This is a genomic window from Cohnella nanjingensis (genome assembly GCF_014212125.1).
GTDB classification, from domain to species: Bacteria; Bacillota; Bacilli; order Paenibacillales; family Paenibacillaceae; genus Cohnella; species Cohnella nanjingensis.
The window spans coordinates 2,012-16,643 of the sequence record NZ_JACJVP010000060.1; the positions used below are offsets into that span (position 1 = coordinate 2,012).

Consider the following 14,632-nt stretch of genomic DNA (forward strand, 5'->3'; position numbering starts at 1 on the left):
ATCAAGCACCACCATCAAGTACCACCATCAGTGAGCACCATTAGCGAGCACCACCGGACAGGTCCCAGCCGATGAATTCCGGGCAACCTTTGCCAACCGAAGACGAATATTCCCTACGATGATTAGGTGTGTAAGTCCTGAAAGCGATAATGGCCAAGCCTCATTTTCATAAAAAAGACGGCCGCCCCGGAGGCTGCCGTCTCTCTTCCTATCACTCCCTCACATCCAATGCCCCGTCGTTCCCCGTCCCGTCTCAGAGCGGCATCGGGCGGCCCGCGTAGTCGACGAAGAACGTCTCCTCCGGGACGGCCGTCGTGCCTTCGACCAGGTTCAGGATGCCGGTCGCGCTGTCTTCCGGCGACAGCGGCGCGGCCTGTCCCCCCATGTCGGTGCGGATCCAGCCCGGATGCACGGCCAGCGCGCGAATGCCGCGGGGCTTCAACTCTTCGTTCAACTGCTTGGAGAACATATTCAGCGCCATCTTGGAGAGCGCGTACGGATAGTCCCCCCCGTAGGCGCCCGAGAAGCTGCCTGCCTCCGACGAGATATTGACGACGATCTCCGCGCCCGACTCGCTCTCGCGCAGGAGCGGCGTCAGGTGCTTCGCCACGATCAGCGGGCCGAACAGGTTGACCTCGAACGTCCGGCGCGTGTCGTCGAGCGACAGCGAAGCGATGCCGCCGTCGCGGCCTAGCAGAATGCCGGCATTGTTCACGATGCCGTCCAAGACGAACGCATCCTGCTTAAGCCGGTCGGCAAGCCGCTGCGCCTCGGTCTCCGAGACGATATCGAACGACTCGATGCGGATGCGGCCGGGATATTGTTCGGCGGCTTCCCGCAGTGCGACGGCGCCCTCCGTATCGCGGACGCAGGCGACGACCGTGTGGCCGCGGGCCGCCGCTTGCTTCGTTAATTCCAATCCGAGCCCTCTGCCGGCTCCGGTGATGAGCAAGTTCATCTGATAGACACCATCCTTCATGCTTAGCGGTCGTTCTCGAGTAGTTCGATCAGTACCTTCAGGTCCTTGAGCGTATCTACGTAGGCGTAACGTCCGCCCGTGTACTCGCCCTTCTGCAGCAGCGGCAACCCGCTCCGGCCGAGCGCCGCCACCTTGTCCTTCATCCCGTCGATCGCGAAGGCGATATGATGGAAGCCTTCGCCGTCGCGGTCGAGCGATTCGCGCCAGGTGCTGGGCTGATCGTCCGGCTCGATGAGCTCCAGCTGCAAGGAGCCCATGTCGAAGAAGGCCAGCTTCGCCCTCGCTTCGGAAGGCGCGCCGCGGTATTCCGTCTGCGCTACGTCCGCCGCGTCCGTCCAGAACCAATTCGGCTTGTCGATGCCGAAGAAGTCGGCATAGGCTTGCGAGGTCTTCTCGATGTCATGTACCAGCAGACCGATTTGCGTGATGACGTTGTTGCCCAGCAGATTATTGTCCATGAGGCAAAGGCTCCTTTTATATTCAAATAGATATCCAGCTTGAACGGACTTCAGAGACGCCTGCACGAATCGCGCACGATCAGATGGGAGTGTACCCAGTACCGCACGGGTCCGCTCTCGCTGGCGTTCTCGATATGCCGGATCACGAACGCGGTTAGTTGCCGCATCATCTCGGCAAAGTCGACCTTCACCGTCGTGAGCGCCGGCGTGAATCTGGAGCTGAGCGCATGGTCGTCGAAGCCGATGACCGAGAGATCGCCCGGGACGGACCGTCCGGCCTCGTGGAGCGCGCGAATCGCCCCGAACGCGACGCTGTCGTTGGCCATGATCATGGCCGTCGGCAGCGGGGTTCCCGAACGCAGGAAAACTTGCAGCGCCTCGTAGCCGCTCTCTTCGGAGAAGCCTCCCGGCAGCACCCATTTCTCCTGGATCGGCAGTCCGTAATGGCGCATCGCGGCCTCGAAGCCTTCGTACTTGTTCGGTCCCGAGAACCGCTTCATATCCCCGTTCACGACCCCGATGTCCCGGTGATTCAGTTGGGCGAGGTGGCCGATGGCCATCATCATGCCCCGGTCGTTGTCGAAGTTGACGACGATCCGGTTCGGCTCCACGTCGCGGGGCAGCTCCTGGTCGACGATGCCGACCGTGAAGCCTTCCGCGATAAGCGCTTCGATGAACGGCTCGCGATTCGCGGCCCCGATGAAGATCCCCCCGTCGATGCGCCGTTGATAGAAGATATCCTTCACGTTCCGGATCGTCTCGGCGTCGTCCGTCCCCCGGATAATATAGGTTAAGACATAGTAGCCTTGGGCCGAAGCGTTCTCGATGACGCTCGCCAGCAGCAGGTTCGACAGCATGTCGCGGGAGACGTGCCCCGCCTCGATCATGAAGAGGCCGATCGTGCGCGTCCGCTTCCCGGCCAACACCTGGGCGGACAGATTCGGCACGTAATTGTACTGTTCGATAACCTTCATCACCTTCGCGCGGGTCTCCGGCGGGACATTGGCGTAATTGTTGATGACGCGGCTGACCGTGCTTCGCGATACGCCGGCTAGACGGGCAATCTCGACGGAGTTGATCTCCGGTTTCTTCACAGGGCTCATCCTCGTTTCATAAACGCGCGTTCACAGCTATATTAACGCCTCCGGCGAACCGAGTCAATCCTTTAGCGGAACCGAGGAAAGGGTCGGGCATGCTAAGCTTGCGCGGCCGAATTTCTGGTAAGTCATACTTAACGTTGACGTTAAGGTTAGGTTGGGAATATAATAGCCATTGTGCAGCAAACGCATCGGAGGTGAGCGGTTGGAACGAATGAAGATCGAAGAAGTCGCGCAGGCGTGCGGATTGACGAAGCGGACGATTCGCTACTATGAAGAGATCGGTCTGATCCCTCCTCCCGAACGGAGCGAGGGCGGCATTCGTCTGTACACCCAAGCGCATATCGACCGTCTGAACAAGATGTTGAACGCCCGGGAGGTGCTGGGCTTCTCGCTGCAAGAGCTGCAGCAGCATATCGCCATGCGGGATGAGCTCGAAGCCTACCGGAAGTCCCCGCCGCCCGGCGCCGAAGCCGAGGTGCGGGAGAAGCTGACGGAAGTTGATCGCTTGCTTGCGGAGCATCTGGCGCTGACCGAGCGCAAGATGGCGGGCATCCGGGAGCTTCAGGGGGAGCTTCGCGGCATCCGCGAGCGGATTCGCAATCGCTTGTCACAGCTGGAAGAATCTTAATTCACCGCAAGCGTCATTACAGGTCATCATTTATCGGGAGGCATTTGGAGAAAATGAATACATCATCCGATCGATTATCGAGCGAAGGCGGCTTGTTCAGCCAACCCAAAGCGGTATGGGCCGTCGCCTTCGCCTGCGTGATCTCCTTCATGGGCATGGGTCTCGTCGATCCCATCCTGCCGGCCATCAGCAATCAGCTTCACGCGTCCGGCAGCCAAGTATCCTTGCTGTTTTCCAGTTACACCCTGGTCACCGGCCTCATGATGCTCATCACCGGCTTCATCAGCAGCCGCATCGGACCGAAGCGGACGATGATCGTGGGCATCGCCTTCATCATTGCGTTCTCCGCGTTCGCCGGCATGTCGGGCAGCGTCTGGGAGATCGTCGGATTCCGCGGCGGATGGGGGCTTGGCAACGCCCTGTTCATCGCCACCGCGCTGACCGCCATCGTGGGACTCTCCACCGGCGGCACGGCCAAAGCCATCATCCTCTACGAAGCGGCGCTGGGACTGGGCATCTCCGTCGGTCCGCTGCTGGGCGGCGAGCTCGGCTCCATCTCTTGGCGCGGCCCCTTCTTCGGCGTCAGCGTGCTGATGTCCTTCGCCTTCATCGCCATCCTGGCGCTGCTGCCTCGCATTCCGAAGCCCAAAGCGCGCATCTCGATCGCCGATCCCTTCAAGGCGCTCAAGTATCCGGGGCTGCTGACCCTCGGCATCGTCGCCCTCTTCTACAACTTCGGCTTCTTCACCCTGCTGGCCTATACGCCGCTCGTCATGGAGCTCGGCATTCACCAGCTCGGCTACGTGTTCTTCGGCTGGGGCGTGGCGCTCGCCATCACCTCCGTCATAGGCGCGCCGAAGCTGGCACAGTCGATGGGCGCGGTTCGCGCGCTGCGCCTGATGCTGCTCTGCTTCGCCCTAGACCTCGCCGCCATGGGCGTCTGGCACGACTCCAAGACCGCGCTCGTCATTCTGGTCATCGTAGCAGGCTTGTTCCTCGGCGTCGTCAATACGCTGCTGACGACGGTCGTCATGGGCGCGGCGCCGGTCGAGCGCTCGGTCGCTTCCGCCTCGTACAACTTCGTTCGCTTCGTCGGCGGCGCGATCGGTCCATGGCTGGCCAACAAGCTGCACGAATGGTTCGACAGCGTGCAACTGCCGTTCTACTTCGGCGCCTTCATCGTCATCCTGGGCATCGTCGTCACCTGGCTCGGACGCCGCGCCCTTAGCGGCGTAGATACGTCCGGCGGCCATTAAGGCAGAGACGGACAGATGGAGGGGCGAACCGCCTCCTCTGGCGGTTTTCGCCCTGTTTTTCATATAGAATAGTCTTATAAAGTTTCACATATAACCATTTCCGAATGATCTCCGATCAAAACACGCATGACCGTACCAGGTCACAGGCTTTGATGAAAATAACTGCTGTCACTTTGGCTAGGACGAAGTAGCAGCGTAACGGGAGAGAGTGCTCGGCTGGGACTGCGGATTCAGCTCGGTAATGGGATTTCGCCCGGTTAGGACTTGTAATCCGAGTAAGAAGTTGTAAACGTACAACTTATTTTGCCGAATTCGCCCCAAAACAGCAATTAAGTTGTAAATGTACAACTTAATTGGCCAATTTTTAGCTTTTTATCGATTTCCTCTCAAATAACTTGTACGATTGCAAGTTATTCACTCCCCAACGCCAATAAGGGCTAAATAAGTTGTATGAATACAATTTATTGGGGAGCGAGCACCGCCAGCGAGCACCCCTGCCGCTTGGCTCTTTGCACCGAAACGCGCGAAGCCGTTTTTTCTCGGCTTGACTCTTTGTACCGACGAGCGTATAATCTTAATTTGAAGTAAGTGCGACCCTCTGATTTTTCCTCTCTTAGGGATGAACATGCTCCCAACTCCCAATCCATTTCCTTTTTAACTGGCTGCTGGAAGGAACACGAATTCAAGACTGGCGCGGTCATTGGAGCCGCAAGAACGACTGAGAGGCAGGGCTTTCGTTGCTTTCGTGCAAGTGATTCACAGGAAAGATTGCGCGGTTGCGCTTATGCAAAGCATGCAAAAACAAGACCCCCGCAGGGTATCCCTGCGGGGGTCGTCCAATTTCCGGGCTATATGGCGTTCTGTGCAGCCGTTAGCCGACCATCATATGCATCTCGGCAGCGTTCTCGCCTTCGGGCAGCGGATTCTTCGGCTTGGAGAGCATAAGCCCCAGCACAAGGCCGAGCACCGCGACGCCGGTGAGGATGAGGAACGTGTAGCCGAACGCATCGGAGAAGATGCCGAGATCCGGCGCTTGCTTCTTCTGCTCGATCATGAGGTCCTGCATCCGCGTCGTCGACAGCGTGGTCAAGCCGGCGACCGCGAACGACATCATGACTTGCTGGGCCGCGTTCGTCAGCGAGGTGACCCGTCCGACGAGGTTCTGCGGCGCAGACTGGATCAGGTACGTGTTGAGCGGCATCATGAACAGTCCCATCCCCGCGCCCAGCAAGGCCAGCGGCAGGATGAAGGAGCTCACGCTCGCGTCGCCGGAGATCGTCGACAGCAGGTAGGCCGCCGCCGTCGTGATGACCATGCCGACCAAGACGAGCGGACGGGCGCCGAAGCGGTCGGACAGCTTGCCGCCGATCGGCATCATGACGGCCGATGCCAGCGCCTGCGGGATCATGATCAGCCCCGTCTTGAACGCCGAGTAGCCATGGGCCTGCTGCAGGAACAGCGGGACGAGGAACATCGTGCCGAACAAAGCGATCTGGGAGATCCATTGCACGACGATGCCGCGCGTAAAAGTGCTGGAGCGGAAGACGCGCAGCTCCAGTAGAGGATCCTTGCGCTTCAGTTCGACGATGACGAAGAGGATAAGCGCCACGGCGCCGACGATGATGCCCGTGAGCGTCGTCGGGGCGGTCCAGTTCGATTCGCCGTTCTTGAACGTGCCGCCTTCGGATACGCCGTAGACGAGCGCGGCGAAGGCGATCGGCGCGAGCAGGATGCCGAGCAGATCGAGCGAAGCGACCGCTTGGCGGCTAATATTCGGCAGCGTGCGGATGCCGAGCAGAATCCCGATGATGCCGATCGGCAGGTTCAGGAGGAAGATCCATTCCCAGCTGGCGTAGTCGACCAGGTAGCCGGCCAAGACCGGACCGAGCGCCGGCGCCAGCAGGATCGGAATCCCCATCATGCCCATCACTTGGCCGACCTTGCCCGGAGGCGCCAGCCGGTAGATGAACGCCATGGCGATCGGGCTGACAACGCCGCCGCCCAAGCCTTGAAGGATGCGGAAGGTGATGAGCATCTCGACCGAAGTCGAGAGCGCGCATAGCAGCGATCCGATCGTGAACAACCCGATCGCGATCAGGAAGACGCGCTTCGCGCCGAAGCGGTCCGACAGCCATCCCGCGAGCGGGATGATCGCCGCTTGGGCCAGCGCATAGCCCGTAACGGTCCATTGCACGAGCGACAGGCTGTTCTGTTTGAATTCGATCATTAATTGCGGCAGCGCGACATTGACTGCAGTACCGTCCAAGATGACCATGAAGATCCCGACGATGATCGCGATGAGCGGCGCAAAGACGTCCTTAATCGATGTTGCGGGTCCCGCGGCTGTTGCCTTGGCTGACATGGTAACGCTCCACTCTCCCTTTGAGAGTCATTCCTCCGCGCCGCCTCTCTCCCGTTGCCGTTGACCGCTCGAACCGCCAGCGCTACAATGGTCTTATGGGCTTTTGCGTGAGTTGACCTTTGTTTAACCGGACAATTGTCCGGTTTAGCTTCGATGTTACCGGACAATTGTCCGGTTGTCAATACGAATCCAAGCTGTATTTTTGGAATTTTTCGGGAGGGAGAGCTATGGCTGTCAGACGAGAACGGAGCGACGCGGCGGAGAACCGCCGCCTCATCCTGCAGACCGCCCAAGCGCTATTCGCCGAACATGGCGTTCAAGCGGTCAGCATGCACCAGATCGCCAAGACCGCAGGCGTCGGTCAGGGAACCCTGTATCGGTGCTACGCGCACAAGGGCGAGCTCTGCTCGGAACTGGCGGAGAACTTGGGCCGCGCCTACTTGAAGCAGTTGGAGGACTATTTGCAGTTGAATCGTCATCTGCCGGCACGGGAGCGCATCGCCGGGCTGATCGAGCAGTTGATCGACTTTATCGACGATAAATATGAGTGGCTTCTGCCCATTCATTCCCTTCATGCCTGCGAAGATGAATCGGCCTTCTTCCGATCGGCCAGTTACGTCTTCCTCATGGACCATCTGACGGCGCTGTTCCGCGAGATCGAGGCAGAGAACGCCGCGGAAGCCGGCGACCCCAAGGGCCGTCCCGAAGGATGCGATACGTACATTGAGGCGCACGCCGTCCTCTGCGCGCTCCATCCCTCGGGCTACGTGCATCTGCGGGAAGGGCGCGGCTATGCCAAGGAGCAGATCAAAGCGCGCTATCGCAAGCTGATCATGCATTAATCGCAGCGAAGTTACTCCTCACGCACGGCAAAAAGGCTGTACCGCGATTCCTTCGCGCGGACAGCCTTTTTTTTAGATGCGCTTCGATCAAGCGCCGTATGTGCCCCTGCTGCGTTCCCTGGCCGGCGCTTGCCGCGCGACCAGACGCTCGGCGATCACGACGACGGCGATCACGACTTCGACCAGCAGCACCGCGGCGAGCACGTCCATGATCGCATGCTGCTTGATGAAGAGCGTCGACAGGATGATGAGCCCCGACATGCTGCCGACGAGCGCGAGATTCAGCCGGCTCCGGAACTTGCTGCCGGCCAGCAGGCGGAACACCATGTAGCTGGAGAACGAGTGAATGCTCGGGAAGCAGTTGTAGGGCTGATCCCGGTGATACAGATAAGAGACGAGCCGCGTGAACGGATCTTCTCCGGTCAAGACGGGCCGCGGAACCGTCGTCTGGAATACCGAGTAGACGAGGTAGCAGGCCAGGGCGCTCAACGTGTAGACTATCAGGGACCGGTAGTACACGCGAAGGTCCTTCCTGTAGAAATAAACGATGCATACGTAAATATAAAAAATCCACACCGCATACGGCAAAGCGAAGTATTTCACGAACGGAATCGCATGGTCCAGCGGCGTCATCAGATGGTAGACCTTGTCGTCCACTTTGTTCGTCAACGCATATATCGCGCCCAGGATCGGGAAGATCAGCATGCCGAGCAACGGCGCATACTTTTTCCCGCGGAGCTTCCAAGTCACTGATCCCACCCCATTTCTCTTTCTCTGTTATTGCCGGTCCGGCAGCGACCGGACGTAGCTGTCCGACATACTCAGCAGCTCGAGCGCGTTGTCGAACTGCTGCTGCGTCGCGCTCTTCGGATCCTCCGCCAAGCCCGGGAGCGGTCTTGCGGTCCCGTCTTCGAAGTCCTTGCCCGGAATGAACATTTGCGTGTTGTTCAAGAACGAACCGGTCGGCAAATAATAACGCTCCGGCAGCAGATTGTCGTTTTGATTGATCAAATCTTGGCCAAAATGAAGATGATCGGCGAGCGAGACGCCGGCCAGATTCGCGACCGTCGGGAAAATGTCGGATTGGCCGCCGACGCCCGTCATCTCCTTAGGCTCTACCGCGTTGCCCGGGACGCGGACGATGAGCGGGATGTTGAGCATATCCGGCAAGCCGTATTCGCGGCCGTAGATCTCCTTCATGAGATCCTTCTCGCGGCCCGTCAACGAATAGATCGGCAGGCCTTGATGGTCGCCGTAGAGCACGATGACGCTGTCGTCCCAGACGCCGTTCGCCTTCAGCTTGTCGATGAACTGCCCGAGCGCGTAGTCCGCGTAATTCTGCGCGCGGATGTAGTCCCCGACGAGGGTGCCCTCGAACCGGTCCGGCAGCTCCATCTTGTATTTGCGCTCCGGCAGGTTGAAAGGATGGTGCCCCGACATGGAGATGACTTGCGCGTAGAACGGACTGCCGCCGTTCTGCATCTCCGCGAGCTTGTCGGCCGTCTTGTCGTACAGCACCTCGTCGGAGGCGGCGAACATGACCGTGTCTTCGTCGCCGAAAAACTTCTTGTCGTAATAGTCGTGCCACCCGAGCGCTTTGTACATCTCGTTGCGGTTCCAGAACACGACGTCGTTCGTATGGAACGTCGCGGTTTGGTAGCCGTTCGCCTCGAACACCTTCGGCATGCTGGGCAATTCCTTGCCGGCATATTCCTGCGACGCGGCGCCGTTGGTCGGCACGTAGAACGAAGTGTTCACGACGAACTCGGCGTCCGCCGTGTTGCCTTGGCCCACCTGCTGGTAGAAATGGTTGAAGTAGAGGCTCTCCGCCGCCAGCTTGTTGATGTTCGGCGTAATCTCTTGTCCGTCCAGCTTCATGCCGACCAGGAAGTTCTGGAACGCTTCGAGCTGCAGGACGATGACGTTCTTGCCCGCGGCCACGCCCCATTCGAGCGGCGTTCCGGCAGGCTTCTCGTTGCCCTTGAGCTTGTCGATGGCGTCCTGCGTCACGTTCACCGGATCGACCGCGTTATCCTTCGACGCGGCGAATGCGGCATAGGCTTCATAGTTGAGGATGCCCATATTCTCCGCCTGCAGGATCTCGTTCATGCTGTCCCGGTAGGGCCAGATGGTCAGGATGCAGGCCGCGAGCGACAGCGTGCCCAGCGCGGAGAAGACGCTTTTCGAGCTCCGCACCTTCAACGCGCGTCCCCAGGCGCGGAACTTGCGGCTCGCGATGAGCAGCGCCAGCAGGACGACGAAGTCGATATAGATGAGCAGGAAGTACGGATGCAAGAGCGAGAATACGCTGCCTTTGACCTCGGTGACTTGGTTGACCTGCTTCAGCGCGTGGTACGTGACGATGACGCCGAAATATTTGTAGTACATGATGACGGCGAAATAAACGGACGTCATCACCGCGTTCATCGTCAGATACATCCCCAGCTTGCGCCGCGGAGCGAGCAGCTCGATCAGGCTGAAGACCACCCAGACCGACGGCAGGCCCGTCGCGAGCGGCAGCCAGGCGCGCCAGCCTTCGAAGATGACGAATCCGGCCAAGTACATTTTAAAGATCATCAGTATCGTAAAAAAGACGAACGGTTTGGACAGCCATTTCCAGGCGCGTTGTCTCGTCGTCATCAAAACCATCCCCTAAGCGTATTGCAACGAGCTGTTCAAATCAGCGTATTCATTATAGTCGTTTGAACTTGCGAAAGAAAGCGATACAAACAATTGGCACGATTGGCACACCTTAATTTTATGTAAATAAGTTATAATAGGACGACCAGAAAGGATGTGAGAGCAGATGGCAATCCGCTATACGAGACCTTACGACGAGATTCTGGACGAATTGTCCGGCGCGCTGGCGACCATTCCCGACTGCTACGAGACTTTCGAGATGAGCGCGCAGGAATGGGACGAATTGAAGCCGGCCGAACGCGATGTCTGCATCCGTACGCTCGCAGACGACCTCTTCTACGTATTGGGCTCATCTTCGGCCGCCGAAGCCGGCTCCGGCAAAGTCGAGTACGACAAAGCGCATCACGTGATCAAAGTGATCTCGACGCCCCAATTGGTTCACCTCGTCGGCTTGCGGGAACAAGCCTGAGCGTCCCGAGCGGCTGCGTCGAAGCTCGCATCCTCGCGGAACGGCAAACCAAAAGAGGTTGTCACCGGCGGTCTAGTCAGACCCGTCCGAGGACAACCTCTTGTATATTCGAAGGGACGCGGACGACGGCCGAATCGTTTACTTGAATCCCGCTGTGGTATAATGAAATATTAACAAGTGCGCTGGTACCAGGCGGGGAAGGAACCCTCTCATGAGCCAAAAGCTGTCCCTTCAACAGATCAAGCTGTTGTGCGGGCAAACGTCCTTTGAACGCGGTCTGAAGTACGAAGAGTCCAACCGCGTCATGGAGGTCGACTACAATTCGGCCGAACGCCGCTACGATGCCTATGTTTGGGGAAGCAACCGCTACGCCGTACGCATTCTCATGGACGATTCGGGCGTCGTCGACGCGCGATGCGACTGCCCCGCCGTCCATACCCAATATTATTGCAAGCATATCGCGGCCGTTCTCATTCATCTTCACGCCGCGCAGCAGCCCGAGACGGCCGCGCCGGCGAATGCCGCGCCGTCCGAGCGGCCGGCGCCGACGCCGCTCGTCCCGGCGCGGGACGTCCTGTTCACCAAGGGATTGATCTCCCTCTTCGACGGCGCCGCCGGCGCGTCGATCCCGCAGGAAGAGAGCGAAGCGGAAGCGGGCGAGACAGCCGAGCTGGATGTGGAATTCACATGCAAAGCCGTCTCGGAGTACAGCCGCTCCCCGCTGCTCGCCATCGAGATGAAGCTCGGCCCCCGGCGGCTTTATATCGTCCAGAAGCTGAAGGAGTTCCTCGGACGCATCGAGCATCGGCAGCCGTTCGTATTCGCCAAGCACTTCACCTACGATCCGCTCCTGCATGCCTTTAAGCCCGCGGATCGCGCCATCCTTGACAAGCTGATCGACATCGCGCGGAGCGAGTCGACCTACCGGGATGCCTTCCGCACGCCGCCCGGCGGCTTCTCGATGCAGCAGGACCGCCTCCTCATCGTGCCGCCGCTCGCGTGGAAGGAGCTGCTGCCGCTGTTCGCGCACGCGGACGTCCGGTTCGAGCACGGCATGCGCACGTCCGAGCGGATCACGGTGACGGACGAACCGCTACCTCTGCGCTTCGAATTGGATGAGGCGCCGGGCATGGACGGCTACCAGCTCGATATCCTCGGCATGGAGAAGCTGCTCGTCCTGGAGAACTACGGCTATGTCGCCGCGGAAGGCACGCTGTACCGGGTCGACGACGCGTCGATGCGCCGGATCGAGGAACTGAAGCGGATGTTCGCCTATAAGCCGGCGAAGCAGGTGCTCATCTCTCCCGCGCAGATGGAGCCGTTCATGGACCGGGTCATCCCGGGCTTGAAGCGCATCGGGCAGGTCGGCATCGCCCAGCACATCTCCGATCGGATCGTCAGCCCCCGGATGCATGCGAAGCTGGATCTCGATTGGGTGAATGAACGCCTGCTCGCCCGCTTAACCTATGTGTACGACGACATTGAGATCGATGCGCTGAAGGCCGACGGCGCGCTCCGCAAGACGGGCACGGACCGCATCCTGCTGCGCGATATCGAGCGCGAGAGCCGGATCATGGGCCTCATCGAGCGCGCCGACTTCAAGTACAACGGCAGCGAGCTGTATCTGGACGACGAAGAGGAGATCTACCGCTTCCAGTACCGCCTCCTCCCCCAACTGCAGCGGCTCGCCGAAGTGAACGCCACCGGCGCCATGCGGACGATGATTCATGCGACGCCGCCGCTGCCGAAGATGTCGATCGATATCGACTCGCACACCCAGTGGCTCGAGGTCCGCTTCGATATCGACGGCATCGACGACGAGGAGATCCGGCATATCCTGCGCAATCTGGTCGAGAAAAAGCCGTACTATCGCCTGTCCAGCGGAGCTTACCTATCTCTGGAGGACAGCGGCTTTCTTGAGATCTCCCGCATGATGGATGAGATGGGCGTCCGCAAGCAGGAGATCAAGGGCTCCCGTCTGGACCTGTCCGTCGTGCGCGGCCTGCAGCTCATGGACGCGGACGTCCGGGGCAACAGCGTCAAGCTCGGCCGCTCGCTGCGCCAGTTGCTGGACAACATGAAGAATCCCGACAATCTCGAATTCGAGGTGCCGCCGTCCGTCGCGGGCATCCTGCGAGACTATCAGAAGTATGGTTACCAATGGATGAAGACGCTCGCGCACTACCACTTCGGCGGCATCCTCGCCGACGACATGGGCCTCGGCAAGACGCTGCAGAGCATCGCCTTCATCGAGTCGGTCCGCGAGGAACTGCGGGAATCGGGACTTCCCGTCCTGATCGTCTCGCCGGCTTCGCTCATCTACAACTGGCGCAACGAGATCGCCCGCTTCGCGCCCGACTTGAACGTCCAGCTCGCTGCGGGCGCTAAGCAGGAGCGGAGCGACATGCTCGGCGAGCTCGGCAGCGTCGACGTGCTGATCACCTCGTACCCGCTGCTCCGCCGCGATATGGAGCTGTACGCCGAACAGCGGTTCCATTCGCTGTTCCTGGACGAAGCGCAGGCCATCAAGAACCATGCGACCCAGACCTCGCAGGCGGTCAAGAGCATTCGCGCCGGATACCGGTTCGCCCTGACGGGTACCCCGATCGAGAACACGCTCGAGGAGCTGTGGTCGCTGTTCGATGCCGTCTTCCCGGAGCTGTTCGGCGGCCGCAAAGCGTTCTCCGATCTGCCCCGCGAGACGATCGCGAAGCGGGCCCGGCCCTTCATCCTGCGCCGGATGAAGAGCGACGTGCTCAAGGAACTGCCGGACAAGATCGAGACGCTCCAGCACTCCGAGCTGACCGACGAGCAGAAGAAGCTGTACGTCGCCTACCTGTCGAAGCTGCAAGCCGAGGCGCTTCTGCATCTGCGGGAAGAGGGCTTCCAGAAGAGCCGCATGCGGATCCTGGCCGGACTGACCCGTCTGCGCCAGCTGTGCTGCCATCCCGCGCTGTTCGTGGAGCAGTACGAAGGGGATTCCGGCAAGCTGGAGCAGCTGCTGGAGATCGTCGACGAGGCGCTCAGCGGAGGCAAGCGCATGCTTATCTTCTCCCAGTTCACCTCGATGCTCAGCATCATCCGGGAGGAGCTAAGCTTGCGCGGGCTGCCTTGCTTCTATCTGGACGGCCATACGCCGCCGCCGGAACGCGTCGAGCTGTGCCGAAGATTCAACGAAGGGGAGAACGATATCTTCCTCATCTCGCTGCGCGCCGGCGGCACCGGCCTGAACCTGACGGGTGCCGATACCGTCATCCTCTACGATCTCTGGTGGAATCCGGCGGTCGAGCAGCAGGCGGCCGACCGGGCGCACCGCATCGGGCAGAAGAAGGTCGTCCAGGTCATCCGCCTCGTCACGCAGGGGACGATCGAGGAGAAGATGTACGAATTGCAGCAGCGCAAACGGGACCTCATCGCCGAAGTCATTCAACCGGGCGAAGAAGCCTTGTCCGCGATCACCGAAGAGGAGATCCGCGAACTGTTAATGATCTAAAGGAAGACACGTCTGCAGACGTGTCCGTCCTTTTCTTCGAGGATGGACACGTTTTTTTGGGGATGGGGATGGGGATGGGGATGATCATGGGCACGCCAACGGTAAAGGGACGAATCTACCGCCGAGCCGCGGCCTACCGGGGAACAATCGCGGATAGGCGTCGGCGCCGAATCGGTGGGATCGCGCCGCGAATTCCAGAGATGTAAGCGCAGCGACCCGCTCCTTTCTAAACCCCCTATATAAGTCCTATGACCAAAATCATGCAAACGCCATATCGTTACAGCACGCCGGACCGCCCGCTTCGCGGCTGTAACGATACTTTTTATCGTTACATCACGCCGGACCGCCTGCTTCCCGGCTGTAACGATACTTTTTATCGTTACAGCACGCCGGACCGCCCGCTTC

At 59.8% G+C, this 14,632-nt stretch carries 11 protein-coding genes; 5 read left to right on the top strand and 6 right to left on the bottom strand.

What is annotated here, in order from left to right:
* Window positions 1-253 precede the first annotated feature (253 nt).
* From H7C19_RS30460 to H7C19_RS30470, 3 genes are read right to left on the bottom strand one after another with little or no spacing between them, the layout of a single operon-like run.
* The gene (locus tag H7C19_RS30460) at window positions 254-979 is read right to left on the bottom strand and encodes an SDR family oxidoreductase (protein WP_246470109.1); all 726 of its coding nucleotides are present in this window, start codon (window positions 977-979) and stop codon (window positions 254-256) included.
* Between the two features lie 2 nt (window positions 980-981).
* Window positions 982-1,437, bottom strand: coding sequence for a VOC family protein (locus H7C19_RS30465; protein WP_185672856.1), 456 nt, complete (start codon window positions 1,435-1,437; stop codon window positions 982-984).
* Window positions 1,438-1,487: 50 nt separating this feature from the next.
* On the bottom strand, window positions 1,488-2,540 hold the full coding sequence (locus tag H7C19_RS30470) for a LacI family DNA-binding transcriptional regulator (RefSeq protein ID WP_221469566.1): 1,053 nt from the start codon (window positions 2,538-2,540) through the stop codon (window positions 1,488-1,490).
* Between the two features lie 208 nt (window positions 2,541-2,748).
* On the opposite strand from H7C19_RS30470, the gene H7C19_RS30475 reads away from it, so the two are divergent.
* Window positions 2,749-3,165, top strand: coding sequence for a MerR family transcriptional regulator (locus H7C19_RS30475; RefSeq protein ID WP_246470113.1), 417 nt, complete (start codon window positions 2,749-2,751; stop codon window positions 3,163-3,165).
* 44 nt (window positions 3,166-3,209) lie between these two features.
* On the top strand, window positions 3,210-4,421 hold the full coding sequence (locus tag H7C19_RS30480; protein WP_376775462.1) for an MFS transporter: 1,212 nt from the start codon (window positions 3,210-3,212) through the stop codon (window positions 4,419-4,421).
* Window positions 4,422-5,292: 871 nt separating this feature from the next.
* On the opposite strand, the gene H7C19_RS30485 is transcribed toward H7C19_RS30480, so the two are convergent.
* A complete protein-coding gene (locus H7C19_RS30485) occupies window positions 5,293-6,783 on the bottom strand; it encodes a DHA2 family efflux MFS transporter permease subunit (protein ID WP_185672860.1) in 1,491 nt (496 codons plus the stop codon).
* A gap of 227 nt (window positions 6,784-7,010) precedes the next feature.
* Here H7C19_RS30485 and H7C19_RS30490 point away from each other — a divergent pair, with 227 nt between their 5' ends.
* On the top strand, window positions 7,011-7,625 hold the full coding sequence (locus H7C19_RS30490) for a TetR/AcrR family transcriptional regulator (protein ID WP_185672861.1): 615 nt from the start codon (window positions 7,011-7,013) through the stop codon (window positions 7,623-7,625).
* 87 nt (window positions 7,626-7,712) lie between these two features.
* Here H7C19_RS30490 and H7C19_RS30495 read toward each other — a convergent pair whose 3' ends face one another.
* The gene (locus H7C19_RS30495; RefSeq protein ID WP_185672862.1) at window positions 7,713-8,375 is read right to left on the bottom strand and encodes a phosphatase PAP2 family protein; all 663 of its coding nucleotides are present in this window, start codon (window positions 8,373-8,375) and stop codon (window positions 7,713-7,715) included.
* Window positions 8,376-8,402: 27 nt separating this feature from the next.
* Entirely contained in the window at window positions 8,403-10,265 is a 1,863-nt protein-coding gene (locus tag H7C19_RS30500) for an LTA synthase family protein (protein WP_246470111.1), read from the bottom strand.
* Window positions 10,266-10,431: 166 nt separating this feature from the next.
* Between H7C19_RS30500 and H7C19_RS30505 the strand changes: the two genes are divergently transcribed.
* Together H7C19_RS30505 and H7C19_RS30510 are read left to right on the top strand one after the other, a co-directional pair.
* Window positions 10,432-10,734 carry a hypothetical protein gene (locus H7C19_RS30505; RefSeq protein ID WP_185672864.1) on the top strand — a complete coding sequence of 101 codons (303 nt, stop codon included), beginning with the start codon at window positions 10,432-10,434 and terminating at the stop codon, window positions 10,732-10,734.
* A 211-nt stretch (window positions 10,735-10,945) separates the two neighbouring features.
* Window positions 10,946-14,227: a DEAD/DEAH box helicase gene (locus H7C19_RS30510; RefSeq protein ID WP_185672865.1), complete on the top strand. Its 3,282-nt coding sequence runs from the start codon at window positions 10,946-10,948 to the stop codon at window positions 14,225-14,227.
* Window positions 14,228-14,632 lie beyond the last annotated feature (405 nt).

What these genes read in the sequence shown, in the direction of transcription:
- H7C19_RS30460 (WP_246470109.1), bottom strand. Translation starts at nt 979, where the DNA reads ATGAAGGATGGTGTCTATCAGATGAACTTGCTCATCACCGGAGCCGGC.
- H7C19_RS30490 (WP_185672861.1), top strand. Translation starts at nt 7,011, where the DNA reads ATGGCTGTCAGACGAGAACGGAGCGACGCGGCGGAGAACCGCCGCCTC.
- H7C19_RS30510 (WP_185672865.1), top strand. Translation starts at nt 10,946, where the DNA reads ATGAGCCAAAAGCTGTCCCTTCAACAGATCAAGCTGTTGTGCGGGCAA.
- H7C19_RS30465 (WP_185672856.1), bottom strand. Translation starts at nt 1,437, where the DNA reads ATGGACAATAATCTGCTGGGCAACAACGTCATCACGCAAATCGGTCTG.
- H7C19_RS30500 (WP_246470111.1), bottom strand. Translation starts at nt 10,265, where the DNA reads ATGACGACGAGACAACGCGCCTGGAAATGGCTGTCCAAACCGTTCGTC.
- H7C19_RS30470 (WP_221469566.1), bottom strand. Translation starts at nt 2,540, where the DNA reads ATGAGCCCTGTGAAGAAACCGGAGATCAACTCCGTCGAGATTGCCCGT.
- H7C19_RS30485 (WP_185672860.1), bottom strand. Translation starts at nt 6,783, where the DNA reads ATGTCAGCCAAGGCAACAGCCGCGGGACCCGCAACATCGATTAAGGAC.
- H7C19_RS30475 (WP_246470113.1), top strand. Translation starts at nt 2,749, where the DNA reads ATGAAGATCGAAGAAGTCGCGCAGGCGTGCGGATTGACGAAGCGGACG.
- H7C19_RS30505 (WP_185672864.1), top strand. Translation starts at nt 10,432, where the DNA reads ATGGCAATCCGCTATACGAGACCTTACGACGAGATTCTGGACGAATTG.